Origin of the sequence: Trinickia sp., from assembly GCF_051961175.1 — a bacterium.
GTDB lineage: Bacteria > Pseudomonadota > Gammaproteobacteria > Burkholderiales > Burkholderiaceae > Trinickia.
In genome coordinates this window covers 1-15,603 of record NZ_JBQCDN010000155.1, presented here as the reverse complement: position 1 = coordinate 15,603, position 15,603 = coordinate 1, and the positions used below count along the sequence as shown (strand labels likewise).

General features: G+C 61.6%; 14 protein-coding genes. 9 read left to right on the top strand and 5 right to left on the bottom strand.

Annotated features, from left to right (window positions below; translation table 11 throughout):
• The 9 genes from fahA to ACTHL0_RS08960 all read left to right on the top strand — a co-directional run bounded on the left by fahA (nt 1) and on the right by ACTHL0_RS08960 (nt 11,282).
• The gene (gene fahA, locus ACTHL0_RS09000; protein WP_440566382.1) at nt 1-1,320 is read left to right on the top strand and encodes a fumarylacetoacetase; all 1,320 of its coding nucleotides are present in this window, start codon (nt 1-3) and stop codon (nt 1,318-1,320) included.
• Nucleotides 1,317-1,829, top strand: coding sequence for a (2Fe-2S)-binding protein (locus ACTHL0_RS08995; RefSeq protein ID WP_440566381.1), 513 nt, complete (start codon nt 1,317-1,319; stop codon nt 1,827-1,829). Before fahA ends, ACTHL0_RS08995 begins: the two co-directional genes overlap by 4 nt.
• Complete coding sequence (locus ACTHL0_RS08990; RefSeq protein WP_440566380.1) at nt 1,826-4,216, top strand: xanthine dehydrogenase family protein molybdopterin-binding subunit; 2,391 nt, start codon at nt 1,826-1,828, stop codon at nt 4,214-4,216. The genes ACTHL0_RS08995 and ACTHL0_RS08990 overlap by 4 nt, the downstream gene beginning before the upstream one ends.
• Nucleotides 4,213-5,079 (top strand): FAD binding domain-containing protein, encoded by an 867-nt coding sequence (locus ACTHL0_RS08985; RefSeq protein ID WP_440566379.1) that lies wholly within the window; start codon nt 4,213-4,215, stop codon nt 5,077-5,079. Before ACTHL0_RS08990 ends, ACTHL0_RS08985 begins: the two co-directional genes overlap by 4 nt.
• A gap of 18 nt (nt 5,080-5,097) precedes the next feature.
• The gene (locus ACTHL0_RS08980; RefSeq protein WP_440566378.1) at nt 5,098-6,327 is read left to right on the top strand and encodes a CoxG family protein; all 1,230 of its coding nucleotides are present in this window, start codon (nt 5,098-5,100) and stop codon (nt 6,325-6,327) included.
• 2 nt (nt 6,328-6,329) lie between these two features.
• The gene (locus ACTHL0_RS08975) at nt 6,330-7,379 is read left to right on the top strand and encodes an XdhC family protein (protein ID WP_440566404.1); all 1,050 of its coding nucleotides are present in this window, start codon (nt 6,330-6,332) and stop codon (nt 7,377-7,379) included.
• 110 nt (nt 7,380-7,489) lie between these two features.
• Complete coding sequence (locus tag ACTHL0_RS08970; protein ID WP_440566377.1) at nt 7,490-8,215, top strand: OmpW/AlkL family protein; 726 nt, start codon at nt 7,490-7,492, stop codon at nt 8,213-8,215.
• Nucleotides 8,216-8,324: 109 nt separating this feature from the next.
• Nucleotides 8,325-9,992 (top strand): 3-(methylthio)propionyl-CoA ligase, encoded by a 1,668-nt coding sequence (locus tag ACTHL0_RS08965; RefSeq protein ID WP_440566403.1) that lies wholly within the window; start codon nt 8,325-8,327, stop codon nt 9,990-9,992.
• A gap of 105 nt (nt 9,993-10,097) precedes the next feature.
• The gene (locus ACTHL0_RS08960; RefSeq protein WP_440566376.1) at nt 10,098-11,282 is read left to right on the top strand and encodes an acetyl-CoA C-acyltransferase; all 1,185 of its coding nucleotides are present in this window, start codon (nt 10,098-10,100) and stop codon (nt 11,280-11,282) included.
• A gap of 95 nt (nt 11,283-11,377) precedes the next feature.
• Here ACTHL0_RS08960 and ACTHL0_RS08955 read toward each other — a convergent pair whose 3' ends face one another.
• The 5 genes from ACTHL0_RS08955 to ACTHL0_RS08935 form a co-directional block, all read right to left on the bottom strand.
• Nucleotides 11,378-12,949, bottom strand: coding sequence for a glycosyltransferase family 2 protein (locus ACTHL0_RS08955; RefSeq protein ID WP_440566375.1), 1,572 nt, complete (start codon nt 12,947-12,949; stop codon nt 11,378-11,380).
• Complete coding sequence (locus tag ACTHL0_RS08950; protein ID WP_440566374.1) at nt 12,946-13,527, bottom strand: cytochrome b; 582 nt, start codon at nt 13,525-13,527, stop codon at nt 12,946-12,948. Before ACTHL0_RS08950 ends, ACTHL0_RS08955 begins: the two co-directional genes overlap by 4 nt.
• Nucleotides 13,528-14,135: 608 nt before the next feature.
• Entirely contained in the window at nt 14,136-14,558 is a 423-nt protein-coding gene (locus tag ACTHL0_RS08945; RefSeq protein ID WP_440566373.1) for a type II toxin-antitoxin system VapC family toxin, read from the bottom strand.
• Entirely contained in the window at nt 14,555-14,809 is a 255-nt protein-coding gene (locus ACTHL0_RS08940) for a FitA-like ribbon-helix-helix domain-containing protein (RefSeq protein ID WP_440566372.1), read from the bottom strand. The genes ACTHL0_RS08945 and ACTHL0_RS08940 overlap by 4 nt, the downstream gene beginning before the upstream one ends.
• Before the next feature lie 349 nt (nt 14,810-15,158).
• Nucleotides 15,159-15,603, bottom strand: a 445-nt coding sequence (locus tag ACTHL0_RS08935) for a class I SAM-dependent methyltransferase (RefSeq protein WP_440566371.1), incomplete at its 5' end; no start/stop codon positions are given.

The following is a 15,603-nucleotide window of genomic DNA, read 5'->3' as shown; positions in this document are numbered from 1 at the left end:
ATGAATCAAGCGATCGATCATACCCACGACCCGGCTGCATCCAGTTGGGTCGATGGCGCTAATTCGCCGAATGCGGAATTCCCGATTCAGAATCTGCCGCTCGGCGTCTTCGAGTACGGCCAGTCGACGCAGCGGCGGATCGGTGTGGCAATCGGCGACCACGTTCTGGATATCGCCGCTGCCCTGGATAGCAACGTGTTACCCGAGCTGGCCGAGTTCGCAATCGAGTTGCGCATGACGGACCTCAATGCGCTGATGCGGCACGGCCGCCGCGCGAGCGGCGCACTGCGGCACGCCGTGTTCGGGCTGTTGCGGGCGGATAGTCAGCATCAAGAGGCGGCCGCCACGTGCCTGCGTCCCATGCGCGAGGTGCGCATGCGGCTGCCGGTGCAGATCGGCGACTTCACAGATTTTTTCACGTCGATTCACCATGCGCGTCGCGCTGGCGAACTGATGCGGGCCGATATGCCCGTGGCGCCGAACTTCAGGAACATGCCGATCGCCTATCACGGCCGTGCGTCCAGCGTGGTCGAGAGCGGAGTCCCGTGCATACGGCCTCGCGGACAAACCGCGCCTGCCGACGCGGCGGTGACGGTGCAGGGGTACGTGCCCACCCAATCGCTCGACTTCGAACTTGAAGTGGGGTGTCTGATCGGGCGCGGCAACGCTCTGGGATCGACGATTTCAATCGACGAGGCCGAGGACCACATGTTCGGGCTCTGCCTCGTCAACGACTGGTCGGCGCGCGATATTCAGTTCTGGGAAAGCTACCCCTTGGGGCCGTTCCTGGCCAAAAGCTTCATGACGACGGTGTCACCGTGGCTGGTCACCCTGGAGGCACTGGCGCCTTTCCGCGTAGCCGCGCCGGCTCGCGGCCCGGAAGACCCACCGCTGTCGTCTGCGCTCACTTCGCCGAGGCATGCGGCCGAAGGGGGGATTTCGATTTCGCTCGAGGTGCATCTACAGACTGCTGCGATGCGGAAAAATGGTTTGGAGCCGGTGGTGTTAACGCGTCCGCAGTTCAGTGAGCAGTACTGGACGCTGGCGCAGATGATCACCCACCACGCCAGCAATGGATGCAACCTGCGCACGGCGGACTTGCTGTCCAGTGGAACCGTCTCTGGCGTCGAACGTGAGAACAGCGGATGCATGTTGGAACTCACCGACGTGGGCAAGACGCCGCTGCGCTTGCCGTCGGGGGAAACGCGCCGCTTTCTTGAAGACGGCGACATCGTTTGGCTGCGCGGCGTCTGCGGTCGCGACGGCTACAAGTCGATCGGTTTCGGTGCATCGACCGCGCAAATTGAGGGGGCGAGATGACACGACAACCAGTCACCATTACGGTCAACGGCGCACCGATAAGCGCAGTCATCGAACCGCGAGAACTGCTTGTGCATTTTCTGCGCGACCACGCGCGCATGACGGGAACGCACATCGGCTGCGACACGTCGCAATGCGGTGCCTGCACGGTTCGAATGGACGGTAAGACAGTCAAGTCGTGCACGGTCCTGGCGGTTCAGGCGCAGGGGCACAGCGTGACCACCATCGAGGGTCTGGGCACGCCGAAGAACATGACGCCGCTCCAACAAGCTTTCACCGAGATGCACGGGCTGCAATGCGGCTTCTGCACGCCCGGGATGATCTTCGCCGCACAGGCGCTGTTGGACCGGGTTCCCAACCCGACCGAAGCTCAGGTACGCGACGCATTGCACGGCAATCTGTGTCGCTGCACGGGGTATCAAAACATCGTGGATGCGGTTCTGCTGGCCGCGAGCCGTCGCAATGAGGCGGTCGGCGCATCCGGCAAGCCGGAAGAGGGGACGCTATGACCACGTTCGATCATGCAGCGACACCGACACGCTTTGTCGGGCAACCGGTGATCCGCCGAGAGGATCCGCGGTTGCTAACCGGCCGCGGGCGATTTACCGACGACATCGCGATCGACGGGCTGACCTGCGCAATGGTTTTGCGCTCGCCCCATGGACACGCACGGATCAAATCGATCGATACCTCGCCGGCGCTCGCCATGGAAGGCGTGATAGGCGTGTTGACCTATGCGGATCTGCGCGGCAAGGTCGGCGACATCCGACCGAATTGGGTTGTGGGGGACGCGAAGGTTCCACCGCATCCTCCGCTTGCCGATGAACGCGTGCGTTACGTCGGCGAAGCGGTGGCATTCGTGGTGGCTGAAACACGCCAGCAAGCGGCTGATGCGCTCGAAGCCATCATTGTCGATTACGACGTGCTGCCCGCCGTGGTCGACGAAGAGGCCGCGCTCGAGCCGCAGGCGCCCCAACTGCACGACAACGTGCCGGGCAATCTGATCAGTGTCTATCGAGCGGGCGGCGGCAATTATGCTGCGGCGGCCGCCTCGGCCGACAAGCTGGTCAAGGTACGGCTAGTCAACAACCGGCTGATTCCGAGCCCGATCGAGCCACGCGCGGTCCGCGCGGTGTTCGACACGAACGACGACAGGCTCACGATCTACCTGCCGTCGCAGGTGCCGCATATGTCCCGGCGCTGGCTGGCTGAAACCCTGGACTGGCCGGAGCATAAGATTCATCTTGTTGCGCCCGACATCGGCGGCGGGTTCGGGGCAAAGATGCACTTTTACGCCGAGGAGATTCTTGTTGCGTTCGCCGCGAGGCATTTCGGTCGGCCCGTGGGCTGGACCGAGACGCGCAGCGAGGCGCACGTGGCGACTACCCACGGCCGGGCACACATCGAATATATCGAAGCGGCCGTCAGGAAAGATGGGCGCGTGCTCGGCATCAAGATGCGTTCGTTGGCCAACCTCGGTGCCTATCTGTCGAATATGGGAACGGGCATTCCGACCATCAACACGGTGTCGTTCGCGTGTGGCAACTACGACATACCGGCGTTGGACGGAGAAATGCGCCTGGTGACGACGAACACGACGCCGGTGGATGCGTACCGCGGCGCCGGTCGGCCGGAGGCCAGCTATCTCATCGAACGAACGATGGATGCGGTCGCAGCCGAGCTCGGCATCGATCCGGTCGAGTTGCGCCAGATCAATCTGATCCGAAAGCATCAGTTTCCGTATCACCCCTACGAGCATCCCGTCTTCACGTGGGACACCGGTAACTACGAGGGCTGTCTCGAAGCCGCCGTGAAAGCGATCGGCTACGGCGAATGGCGTGAGCGACAGGCCGCTTTGCGTGCGCAGGGGCGCTATGTGGGCATTGCCGTCACCTGCTACATGGAAATGGTCGGCATGGGCAATTCTATCGCGCTCAAGTGGATCGGATTCGATCGTGGCGGATGGGAAAGCGCGCTGTTGCGGGTCCATTCCGACGGCAAGGCGACGCTATTCACAGGCTCGATGCCGCAAGGGCACGGGCATGCCACGTCATACGCCCAGATCGTGGGCGACGCGCTGGAGTTGCCGATGGATCACATCGACGTCGTCTACGGTGACACGGATCGCGTCCCGGCCGGGCACGGCACGTTCAATTCGAGGTCTATGCCGGTTGGCGGCTCCGCAGCGCACATGGCGGCTAAGAAGGTGATCACCAAGGCTACTGCGATCGCGGCTGAAATGCTGGACGCCAAGCCCGAAGAGGTGGGTTATACCGCAGGCACCTTCTTTGTGAGCTCACAACCCGAGCGGTGCGTCGAGTTCGCCCAGGTCGCGCGCATGGCCTACGTGGGCTCCGCTCTGCCGCATGGCATGGCCCCGGGCTTGGAAGAAACGGTGTTCTACCAGCCGGAAAACGGTGTCACGCCGTTCGGCAGTCATGCCGCCGTAGTGGAAGTCGACATCGAAACCGGTGTCGTGAGCATTCTCGACTACGTCGCCGTCGACGATATCGGAAACGTCATCAATCCCTTGCTGTGCGATGGCCAAATGCACGGCGGTATCGCACAGGGCATTGGCCAGGCGTTGTATGAAGGCGCCGAATACGACGAAAACGGGCAACTGCTGACAGGCTCGCTACTTGACTACGCGGTGCCCAAGAGCGAGCAGATTCCACGAATGCGCACCCGCTACCAAGTCACCACGACGCCATTGAACCCGCTTGGTGTCAAGGGCGTGGGCGAAGCCGGCTGTGTGGGCGCGCCGACCGTCATCGTCGGCGCGGTTTGCGACGCGCTCAGCGGATTCGGCATCACCCACATCGATATGCCGTTGACACCGCCTAAGGTGTGGCGCGCCATCCGCGCCGCATCGGTCGAACAAAGGAGGCCAGCGTGATTCCGCGTGCATTTGAGTACGTGCGTCCGAGCAGCTTGTCGGAGGCGATTGCCCTGCTGGCCCAAGGGGGCGAGGGCGCAAAGTTGCTGAGTGGCGGGCATTCGCTGCTCCCGATGATGAAGCTGCGCCTCGCGGATCCGAGCACGCTGATCGACGTCAGTGAGTTGACCGATCTTCGTGGCATCACGATCGGCACGAACGAAATCGTCGTCGGCGCCGCGACCACGCATGCCGAGCTCGAACACCATGCCGAATTGGCCAGCGTCGCACCGATGTTTGCGGTTGTCGGCCACCAGATCGCAGATCCGACGGTGCGCAACCGCGGCACTATCGGCGGCTCACTCGCGCACGCCGATCCTTCCGCAGATTGGCCGGCCGCCATGCTGGCCCTCGACGCGACGATCGACATCGTCGGTGCAAACGGACCACGTTCGATCGCGGCAGATTCCTTCTTCAAGGGTCTCTTCGAAACCGATCTGGCATCAGACGAAATCATCGTGCGCTTGCGCATTCCGATGGGCCCCGGCCAGCGTGTGGCCTATCGCAAATTTCGCCATCCTGCGTCCGGCTACGCGGTCGTCGGCGTGGCGGTTGCACTCGGCGTGCAGGCGGGGCGATGCACAGGAGGGCGCATTGCGGTGACAGGGTTTGCCGATCACGTCTACCGCGCGAAAGCGGCTGAGGCAGCGTTGGCTGGATACACCGGTCAGCCGGAGCAGACCGGGCATTTGCTCGATTTGGCGTTCGATGGGATCGCCGCGCTCGAGGATCGCTTCGCGGATGCGGACTACCGGACACAGCTTGGCCGAACGATGCTGCGGCGAGCGCTGGCCGATGCGATGTCGACGGATGGATCTCATTGATTCCCGCTGGAGAAACAAATGGAACTGACTGGGGAAAGACTGATCCCTGCACCGATTGCCTCGACGTGGGAGGCATTGAACGACCCGGAGGTGCTGAAGTCGTGCATTGCCGGATGCGAATCGCTGGAGCGAGTCGAGCCGGACGTGATGACGGCGGTGCTGGCGGCGCGGATCGGGCCCGTTAGCGCACGCTTCAAGGGCACGGTGAAATTAAGCGACGTGCAGGCACCGCATCGCTATGTGTTGTCCTTCGAGGGACAAGGCGGCATCGCCGGCTTCGGCCGAGGCTCGGCAGACGTCTTTCTTGCGGAACGCGGCGATCATACGCTGCTGCGTTACTCGTCGCGGGCGCAAGTCGGGGGCCGCCTGGCACAGGTTGGCTCGCGTCTGATCAATGCCGCCGCATCGAAGATCACGGAAGACTTCTTTTCCGCGTTCGAAGCGCGCCTGGGGCCTGCAGCGGCGAAGGCGACCGCCGACGAGATCCTTGCCGGCCGCGAGAGCGGCGAGCCCAAGAAGTTGCGGCTGCTCGCGACTACCGCAGCGGCGCAGCCGGTTAACTTCCCGTCGGTGCGCGAGGCTGGAATAGACCCGAAACTGATCGAGCAAAGGGTCACGCGCATCGGGCTGAACGTTGAGCCGGTGCGCGAGGCGGGTTCCGCGAAACCGCGTGCCGTCGAGGCCGGCACAGTGGTCGAACTTGCCGGAGAACAATGGATTGCCGCGCCGATCCTGGCGACCTTCAACTCGCTGACCGATCACGAAGTGCTCAAGGCATGCATTCCCGGGTGTCAGTCCTTGGATCGGGTACGGTTGGATACGTTGGCTGTCGTCCTCGCGCCGATGGGACCGCTGGGTATGCGGTTCAGAAGCACGCTTCGAGTCAGTAACGTCCATATGCCGACACGCTACACCGTGTCGTTTGCCGGGCAGCGGGGGACAACGGGCTCGGCCACCGTCTCCCTGATCGATGAAGGCGCGCGGACGCGTGTGCGATACCAGTTGCGCGCCGAAGTCCGCGGTTACGTCGCGAAGGCCGGATCAAGGGTGATCGAGACGATCGCATTGAAGATCGGCAAGGTCTTTTTTGCGGCGATCGAGGCGCGGTTGCGGGCGTCGGTCGAGCGCATGACGGAGGATCGCTCTGACGCTCCTGGCGAACATCGATCGCCGGAAGCGAAAAAGTTGTGGGCTGTGGTGGCGCTAAGCGCGGCCGCAGCGACTGCATTCGCGCTGTGGGTTCATTGATCATGGACGCGGACGATCTGCACGTCCTGCGGACCTGCGCCGCCTGGCTGGAAGAAGCGCACGCAGTCTTGCTGGTTACCGTCGTACGCACGTGGGGATCGTCGCCGCGTCCGATCGGCGCAATGATGGCGTTACGCGATGACGGCCGTGTGGCGGGATCGGTATCGGGCGGTTGCATAGAGGACCACCTGATCGCCACGGTGCAGGAAAGCGGTTTCGGTTCATTGGTCCCTGATGGCTTGCCGTGTTCCATCAGCTTCGGTGTCGCCGCCGAAGAAGCCCACAAGTTCGGTCTGCCATGCGGCGGAACGCTGCAACTCGTGCTTGAGCCATTGGCGGAGCGCAGTGCGGTCGCGCAATTGCTGAGTCGGGTGTCGGCGCGACAGCTGACGCGTCGGCGGCACGACATAACGACCGGCGCAGTGGAGGTGACTACCCCGAGCCACGTGGCCGAGCTCAGCTTCGATGGCCGCTATCTGGACCAGGTACTAGGGCCTGCCTTTCGGCTGCTTGTCATTGGAGCAGGGCAGTTGTCGCAGTACCTCTGCGAATCGGCGATTGGCCTCGGCTTCGACGTCACAATCTGCGATCCGCGCGCCGAATACGCCGACGGCTTCGAGGTGGCTGGCGCAACGCTATTGCGTTGCATGCCCGATGACGCAGTACAGGAGATGCAGCTCGACGAGCGATGCGCCGTCGTCGCCTTGACTCATGACCCGAAGCTGGACGATCTGGCGTTGATGGACGCCTTGAAAACGCCCGCGTTTTATGTGGGTGCGCTGGGCTCGCGAGCCAATAACGCGTTACGGCGCGCACGCCTCAAAGAGTACTTCGATTTGGCCGACGAAGTGTTGGACCGGCTGCGCGGTCCCGCCGGGATTTACATCGGCAGCCGTACCCCGCCGGAGATCGCGCTATCGATTCTTGCGGAAATCGTAGCAGTCAAGAATGGCGTCGCGGTGCCGAGCCTACTTCTGGTGGCCGGTGCAAAAGAGGCTAAGACCTTGCCGGCGTCCCCCCAGGTTTGCGCCCCTCGCCGCGATGCGGCTTAGCGCGACACGACGGCCGACTTAAGGCCGTAACTCGAGGAAGCTGCCCGGACAAGGCATGGAAGCATGCCTTGCGGTCAGTCACATAAATAGACGGAGAGAGGTGGAGACACATGATGGAACGCAGCCAGAAAATCACGGCCCTGATTACGGGATTATCGATTGCTTGCGCATGCGTCAGCGCGCGAGCCGAAGAATCGGCAAACGCCCCAACCGATGAATTTTCGAATACGGTGAAGCTGGGCGGGGCCACCGCCCGTTTCAATACGCAATCGGGAGATCTGACGGGGCCGCCGGGCACCACCCCACCCGGTCTTCAGGCCGGTTTAAAGAACCTAACCATGGGTGCGTTCAGCTATCAACGGTTGCTGTGGAATCATTGGTCGATCATGTTTCAAGGGGGAATTCCGCCGACCGTACACATGCAAGGGGCCGGCGTCGCTGCGGGGACCGGAGATATTGTCACTGCCAAGGTCTGGTTCCCGGCGTTGTTTGCGACGTATACCTTCACAGACTTCCATGGAATTCGGCCTTACGTGGGGCTGGGTGTGCACTACACATTCTTCACGAACGGCAGCGTCACCTCCACTTACACAAACACATTCCAAGGGACGTCCACCTCCGTCAAGATTAAAGATGCCTGGGGGCCTGTCGCGCGGCTGGGAGTGGAATATCTGATCACGAAGCGTTGGGTTCTCGATCTCTCGTATATCCATTACTGGATGAAAACGACAGCCACGCTGACCACCGCTACCCCCGGTTTCGGCAACATTTCCCGGTCCATCGACGTCAAGGCCAATCCCGACGTGTTTGGTTTGATGATCGGATACCGGTTCTGACGACGCCTACCTCACCTACTTGACGCGGGGCCAACGAAATAGAAATGACTCAATCAGATCGAGGATCACCATGAGCAAGGACAGCGTCGTCTGCTCCCCCGCCGACACCATGTCGCCTTATCCAAAGAGCCCGGTAATGGGCCTGATGATGAGCCAGCCGCTGCTCATCTCCAACATCATCCGGCACGCGGACCGCTATTTTGGTGGTAACGTCATCGCATCTCGGCCGCCCGGAGGCGATTTTCATCGGTACACCTATCGCGACTGCCACAGGCGTTCGCGCCAGATGGCCAATGCGCTCGGGAGTCTGGGCGTAAGCATGGGAGATCGCGTGGCCACGTTGGCGTGGAACGGATACCGGCATCTGGAGTTGTATTACGCGATTTCCGGCTCGGGGGCGGTGATGCATACCGTCAACCCGCGCCTGCACGCTGACCAGATTGCGTACATTGCGAATCATGCGGAAGATCAGTATCTGTTCTTCGATGTCACCTTCCTGCCGCTGGTCGAAACGTTCGCTGCGCAATGCAAGACGGTCAAGGCTTTCGTGATGATGTGCGAGCGCGAGCGCATGCCGGTGCAAAGCAAGATTGCCAACCTGCTGTGTTACGAAGATCTGATCGAGCAGAGCTCCGATCGGTACGAATGGCCGCAGTTCGACGAGCACTCCGCCTCGAGCTTGTGCTACACGTCGGGCACGACAGGCAATCCGAAGGGGGTGTTGTACTCCCATCGGTCGACTATCCTGCATTCCTACGCCTCGGCGATGCCCGACGCATTGTGCGTCTCCTCGCGCGATGTCGTCGCACCGATCGTACCGATGTTTCATGTCAACGCCTGGGGCCTTGCGTATTCGGTGCCGATGGCGGGGGCGAAGCTTGTCCTTCCCGGTGCCGCGCTCGACGGAAAGTCGATCTATGAGCTTTTCGAACGGGAGCGCGTCACGTTTTCCACCGGCGTGCCGACTGTTTGGCTCAGCCTGCTGACCTACATGAGTGAGAACAAGTTGAAGTTCTCCTCGCTCGCCCGCGTCAATATTGGCGGTGCGGCTTGTCCTTCCGCCATGATCACGACGTTTCGCGAGCAATTCGGTGTCGAAGTCTGGCACGGATGGGGGATGACCGAAATGTCGCCGTGCGGCACGATGTCCACGCTGCAGAACCATCATCTGCCTCTTTCGGCGCAGGAAAAGGACGCTGTTATCGCCAAGCAGGGCCATGTGCTGTTCGGCGTCGACATGAAAGTGATGGACGACGAGGGCAGCGAATTGCCTTGGGACGGAAAAAGTTCCGGCCATCTATTGGTCAAGGGGCCATGGGTCGTCGACAGCTACTTCAAGGGCGAGGGCGGCAACGTATTGGCGGATGGATGGTTCCCTACAGGCGATGTCGCGACGATCGATCCGGACGGCTACATGCAGATTACCGACCGCAGCAAGGATGTCATCAAGTCGGGTGGCGAGTGGATCGGCTCCCTCGACTTGGAGAACATTGCGATGGCGCACCCGGCGGTGTATCAGGCGGCATGCATCGGTGTGGCCCATCCCAAGTGGGAGGAGCGCCCGCTACTCGTCGTGGTGAAAAAGCCCGGCATGGAGATCAGCAAGGAAGATCTGATCCGATTTTACGAAGGCAAGATCGCCAAATGGTGGACGCCGGACGATGTCGTCTTCGTCGACGCACTGCCGATCGGCGCGACCGGAAAAGTGCTGAAGAACCGCATTCGGGAGCAGTTCAGCGCAATGGCGCTACCGACGGCGCAAGCGCCGTCCAGATAAAGCGTGCAATAGGACTGTTGCCGCTACGAAATCAGATCGCCGATGGCGTGGCCGGCGGTTGACCAAATCACGTATGCATCAGCGATAGTAAATTAGGAGTGCTAAATGAAAGAAGCAGTGATTGTATCGACGGCGCGTACCCCTATCGGTAAAGCGTTTCGCGGTTCGTTAAACAACATCAAATCGCCGACGATGCTCGGCCACGCCATCCGCCATGCGGTAAGCCGGGCGGGCGTCGATAGTGACGAGATCGACGATATCATTATCGGCTCTGCGTTGCCTGCCGGCACCGCCGGGATGAATCTGGCGCGTATCGCCGGGGTGGCGGCAGGGCTCGGCGTCGGTGTGGCTGGGCAGACCATGGATCGTCAATGCGCGTCCGGATTAATGGCCATCGCTACCGCGGCCAAGCAGGTCATGGTCGACGGCATGGATGTCGTGGTCGCCGGCGGACAAGAGAACATCTCGGCACTGAATAGCCCCTTTATCGAGTGGGCATATAAGGAACGGGACGAGAACGTCATTCGCCGGGCGGAGCATATGTATATGGCGATGCTGCAAACGGCCGAGGTCGTTTCGATCAAGTACGCGATAACGCGCGAAAGCCAGGACGAGTATTCATTGCAGTCTCAGCAGCGCACGGCGGCCGCCAAGGCAGCGGGGAAATTCGACGACGAGATCGTCCCCATCGCGACCACGATGAAACTCGTGGATAAGGCGACGGGTGCGGTGTCGTACAAAGAAGTGACGCTATCGGCAGACGAAGGAAACCGGCCTGATACGACGCTGGGGGGGCTTGCAGGACTGAAACCCGTGATGGACGGCGGCGTTATCACCGCGGGCAATGCGAGCCAGCTATCGGATGGCGCATCGGCGTGCGTCGTCATGGATGCGCAGCTTGCGGAGCGACGCGGACTTCAGCCGCTGGGAATCTACCGCGGTATCGCGGTGGCGGGCCTTTCGCCTGAGGAGATGGGCATCGGCCCGATCTACGCCGTACCGAAGCTGCTCAAGCATCACGGCTTGAAAGTCTCGGATATCGGGCTGTGGGAGCTCAACGAAGCCTACGCATGCCAGGCGCTTTATTGCCGCGATGCGCTCGGCATCGATCCCGATACCTTCAATGTCAACGGAGGCGGGATTTCGCTCGGACATCCTTACGGGATGACGGGGTCTCGGCTCGTTGGGCATGCGCTGATCGAAGGGAAGCGGCGCGGCGTGAAATATGTGGTCGTGACCATGTGCGTCGGCGGCGGCATGGGCGCCGCCGGCTTGTTTGAGGTCGCGTAACAGTTGCCGGCGCATCATGTAAAGCCCCGCGATTCTGACGGGGCTTTCAACGACATCGGCGTCGCACCTTGGCGAGCGCAGAAATGAACAAGGCCTCAGGGGTAAGTCGTGTCAATCAACCCCGTGCGTTCCTGCGCCCCCCACCGCTTGCGGCGGCCGAGGACGTGCAGCCAGCCCAGCGCGGCGCCAGTGTGACGCAGCACTTGGAAGCTGAACGGCTCAAATACCGATGCGATGAATGCCGAGACAAGGCTTGAATTTCGCCTATCGCCGGTCCAGCGCCGGTAAAGGTGTACTGACCACAGGTGGAAAGCGAAGTCGACGATGATTTTCGCGACGATTACGCCCGATACCGATAGGGCGACGCCGAGCCTGCCCTGCACGAGGAACATCAACAGCAGCCCGATCGCGGTGAGGCCATAAATGGGCTGTAGCGTATCGAACGCCTTGACGGGCAGCATGAGAAGACCGAGTTGTCCGTAGCGACCGTTGGCAATCATGTCGCGGTTCCAGTATTGCGTCTGCAGGAAGCCTGCGAACCAACGGCGGCGTTGACGCAAAAAGCTGCGGACGGTGCCCGGTGCGTCGGTGTAGGCGTGCGCGTCGCCGATCACCCGCACCCGCCAGGTCGTGCCGTGCTCGACTGCATAGCGGTGCAGCCGGTGAATCAACTCGTAATCTTCGACGTGGCAGTGTCCGTCGAATCCGCCGACCGTCAGCACCGCATCGCGCCGGAAACAGGCGAATGCGCCCGACACGAGCAGCAGGCTTTCCGCGCGCATCCACGCGAATCGGGAGATGAAGTTGCGGATGTATTCGTAGGTTTGAAACCACTGGAAGAAACGGCCCATCGTGTCGCGTGCGCACATCGGCGTGATGATGCCGGTGGCGGCGACCAGTTCCGGTTCCTTCGCGAACGCGCGTTGCATTGCGGCGCAGGCATCGGGCGCGATCCGCGTGTCGGCATCGACCGTTAGGACCGTTTCGGTCTCGACATGTGTGAGCGCTGCATTCAGCGCGGCCGCCTTGCCGCCGTGCGGCACGCGCAGCCATCGCAACGTGGGGTACAGCGTGCTCGGTGCGCTCAGTTCACCATCGGGTGCCTGCACGAGGCCGTACCGCTGCGTCAGCACCTCGATTGTCGCGTCAGTAGAGCCGTCGTCGGCGAACACGATCTGCTGCAGGGGCTCGCTTTGCTTCAGCAGCCCATCGAGCGTCACAGGGATGACGGCCGCTTCGTTGTACGCGGCCACCACCGCGCCGAGTGTTGGCGATGGCCCGCCATTCGGTACCGGCGACGCGCCTTGCCGCGCGATCGAGCCGGCGAGCGGCAGCGTTTTCCACGCGACGAAGCAGAGCAGCAGCGTGTCGTAGGCGATATACGCGACACCAATGGACCATGAAACCAAGCCGCGCAGCAGGAAGGCGCGGGCAAATAGCACGAACCATAGCGCGAAGATGCCGCCGTGAATGAGCACGCTTGCGAGCGGCGTTCCGCGCGGTGCGAGGCGCGGCGAGGCGTGCGCAAGGGCCTTGGCCAGCGCCTCAGGCGTCGTGGCGCGTAAGGCTTGGACGCCGCCTGTGCCAGCTGGCGACATGCGTCGCGAGCTGGAATTCGTAACCGGCACGCCCTGCTCGGTCGAACTATGCGTTGGGGTAGTGCTCATGGGAGCATTCTGCTCAACGCCGACTCGCGGTCGATCAGCTTATGCTTCAGCGCGCCCAGGATGTGCAGTGCGAGCACGACGTAGAGCATGTATGCAAATGACGTGTGGATCGCACCGAACACGTCGTGCAGGTGTTCCTTCTGTGCCGGTGGTAGATCCATGATGAAGTTGATCCGAAACCATGGCACTACGTGGAACAGTGACATCGGATGCGTGGCCGCGTCCTTCCATGCAGAGTCGTGAAGCCAGCCGGAGATCGGTAGCGCGAAAATCAGCACGTACAGCAACACGTGCGCGACATGCGCGGCAGCGCGCTCCCATCGGGGGGCGTCTTGGGGCGGCTCGGGCGGGCGGTGCGATATGCGCCACAGGATGCGCAGCACTGCAAGCCCCAGGACCGTGATCCCAATGGACTTATGGGTGTCTATGACGGGGCGGATCCAGTCGTCTGGCAGATAGTCGACGGTTAGTGCGAGCGCGACGTTGCAGATCATGCCGAGCGCGGTCAGCCAGTGAAGCGTCATTGCCGTGCGCGTATAGCGGGTGACAGGCTGCGTGGCGGTCGGGTTCGTTGTCATCGGGGGGCTTGTGCGCGTGCTCATGTAGCAAGAGAAGCGTTACGAGGTTGGGGGAAAGTCATATCGCAATGGGGCCAGACCGAGGGTAACAGGGTGTGGGTGGGAAGCGTCAGTCGTATCGACGGTTGAAGCCCGAAAGTTCGCCGGACTATGGCTGTGAGTGCGCCTTGTCGTCCCGGAAGTTGCGGGCGTTAAATGAAAAAGGCCAGCGAACCTCCAAGGAGTTGCCGGCGAGTTCCGGACTGAAACGGTCCGATTTTACAGAGCGGTTCGATCACAGCCGCGAATTTGCGGTGGGATGCAAATCATAGGAGGATGGATATTACTCTCCGAGTTTTTGAATCAATGCCCGCGTACAAGTCACAACAGGATATAGCGCGCGCCTTGCTGGAGGCGCAGGGAATATCGTGCGCCTTTCTGAGTTCCGGGGGCGGGCGTTACTGCCGCGACCGTGAGATGTCGATGACGGCGTCGCCTTCGATGTCAACACACTTCGAGTGGATCGGATTCGTGCAGGCTGTTCGACTAACCGGGCAGCCGCCCGCAGCCGTATAAAAATTCCGCCGGTACACGGAACGGGTACACCGCGCTTCGACTGATCGGGCGGATCAGGTCGTAGGGATCCAGGGATTAATAACCTGCAGTCCGCCCGCTTCGTAGGGCGAGGTATCGCGGGACGCGACGATGAATCCTCGCGAGGCGGCAATGGCGGCGATATAGCCGTCCGGTGTCGGGAAGCCGTGCCCGCTCTTTCTTGCCGTCGCTGCCAGTTCGGCATAGTGCTGTGCAGCGTTGACGTCAAACGGCAGCACACGTCCCTCGAACAGGCCGAATAAGCCATCCACTGAATGAGTCAGGGCGCTTTTACGCTTACCGGTCGGCAGCACCGCGATACCAAACCGCAATTCGGCTAGCGTCACGCTCGACAAGTAGAGGGTTTCGGCGGTCTGCTCGTTGAGCCATGCTCGAACGGTTGCGTCCGGCTCAGGTTTCATCGCTTCGGAAACCACGTTGGTATCCAGAACGATCATTCAAACCTCATCGGCTCAGCCGGTGTCTTATCCCGTGTTTGGTCAAAGATCGCCAAGTCCTCATTTGTTAGACCGACCTTGCGGCCTAAGGCCGCCAAAGCATCGCCCAAGCGCACACGCTTTTCTGGCTTTACCGCGCTTGAAAGAATCGCTCGAACCTCGGCCTCGGTGCTATGCCCGTGCTGCGCAGCACGAAGCCTTAAGGCACGATGCACCTCGTCCGGCACGTTGCGTACAGTCAGAACAGCCATTGTCAAATCTCCATCCGTGCTTTCAGTGACGTCAATTATAGCACTTTGCTGTCATCTGTCGTTTATGCCGTCGGTCATGCGCTTGGACGAGGTCACGTGCGGTTCCTGGCTGCTCGCTCGGCCCGGGCGAGGTTGCGCCTGGCACGTGTAACGCGTTGCGGCCGAGGCCCCGCTGCGGGATCGGTGTGAATTTGTCCTAGGGCAACACGTGGTGTGCTATGCGCACTCATCGGAGCGTACAAGGGTGGGCAGTGGGCGATCCGTTGTGTCGGCTTAGGCCGACCAGGCGACCACTGTCGTGAAAGACAGCGGCTGTCCGGCCCATTGTTCCCGGCGAAGCCGGCGACGCTCAAGGCGGGCTATCTGTATTGGGAATGATATGACCGGTCAGGTGACCGGCTTTGCGCCACACGCTTGCGAGCCAGGGCTGCTGCTCACGCGGTAGGCCAGCGGGCCGGTAATAGTGCTCGAGTTCGACGAAGCCCGCGTCCGCCATATATCGGCGCCACGCTTCGAGATCATGGAAAGCGCCGTAACGGCCGAGGCTCCAGCCCTCTTGATTCGCGCCTCTCGGGTTCGAGCTGAATAGCACACCGCCGGGCTTCAGCGTCGAGTACAACTGCCGAAGTACGCGCGGCAAGTCCTGACTCGGTACATGAAACAAGGCGGCGTTAGCGAAAATGCCGTCAAATTGTGCGTCCGGTAAGTCGAGGCGCAGAAAATCCTGCTGCCACACGTCGCAGCCGGTCTCGGCGCGCGCCATTGCAACGAAGCGCTCGGCCCCATCGAGCCCG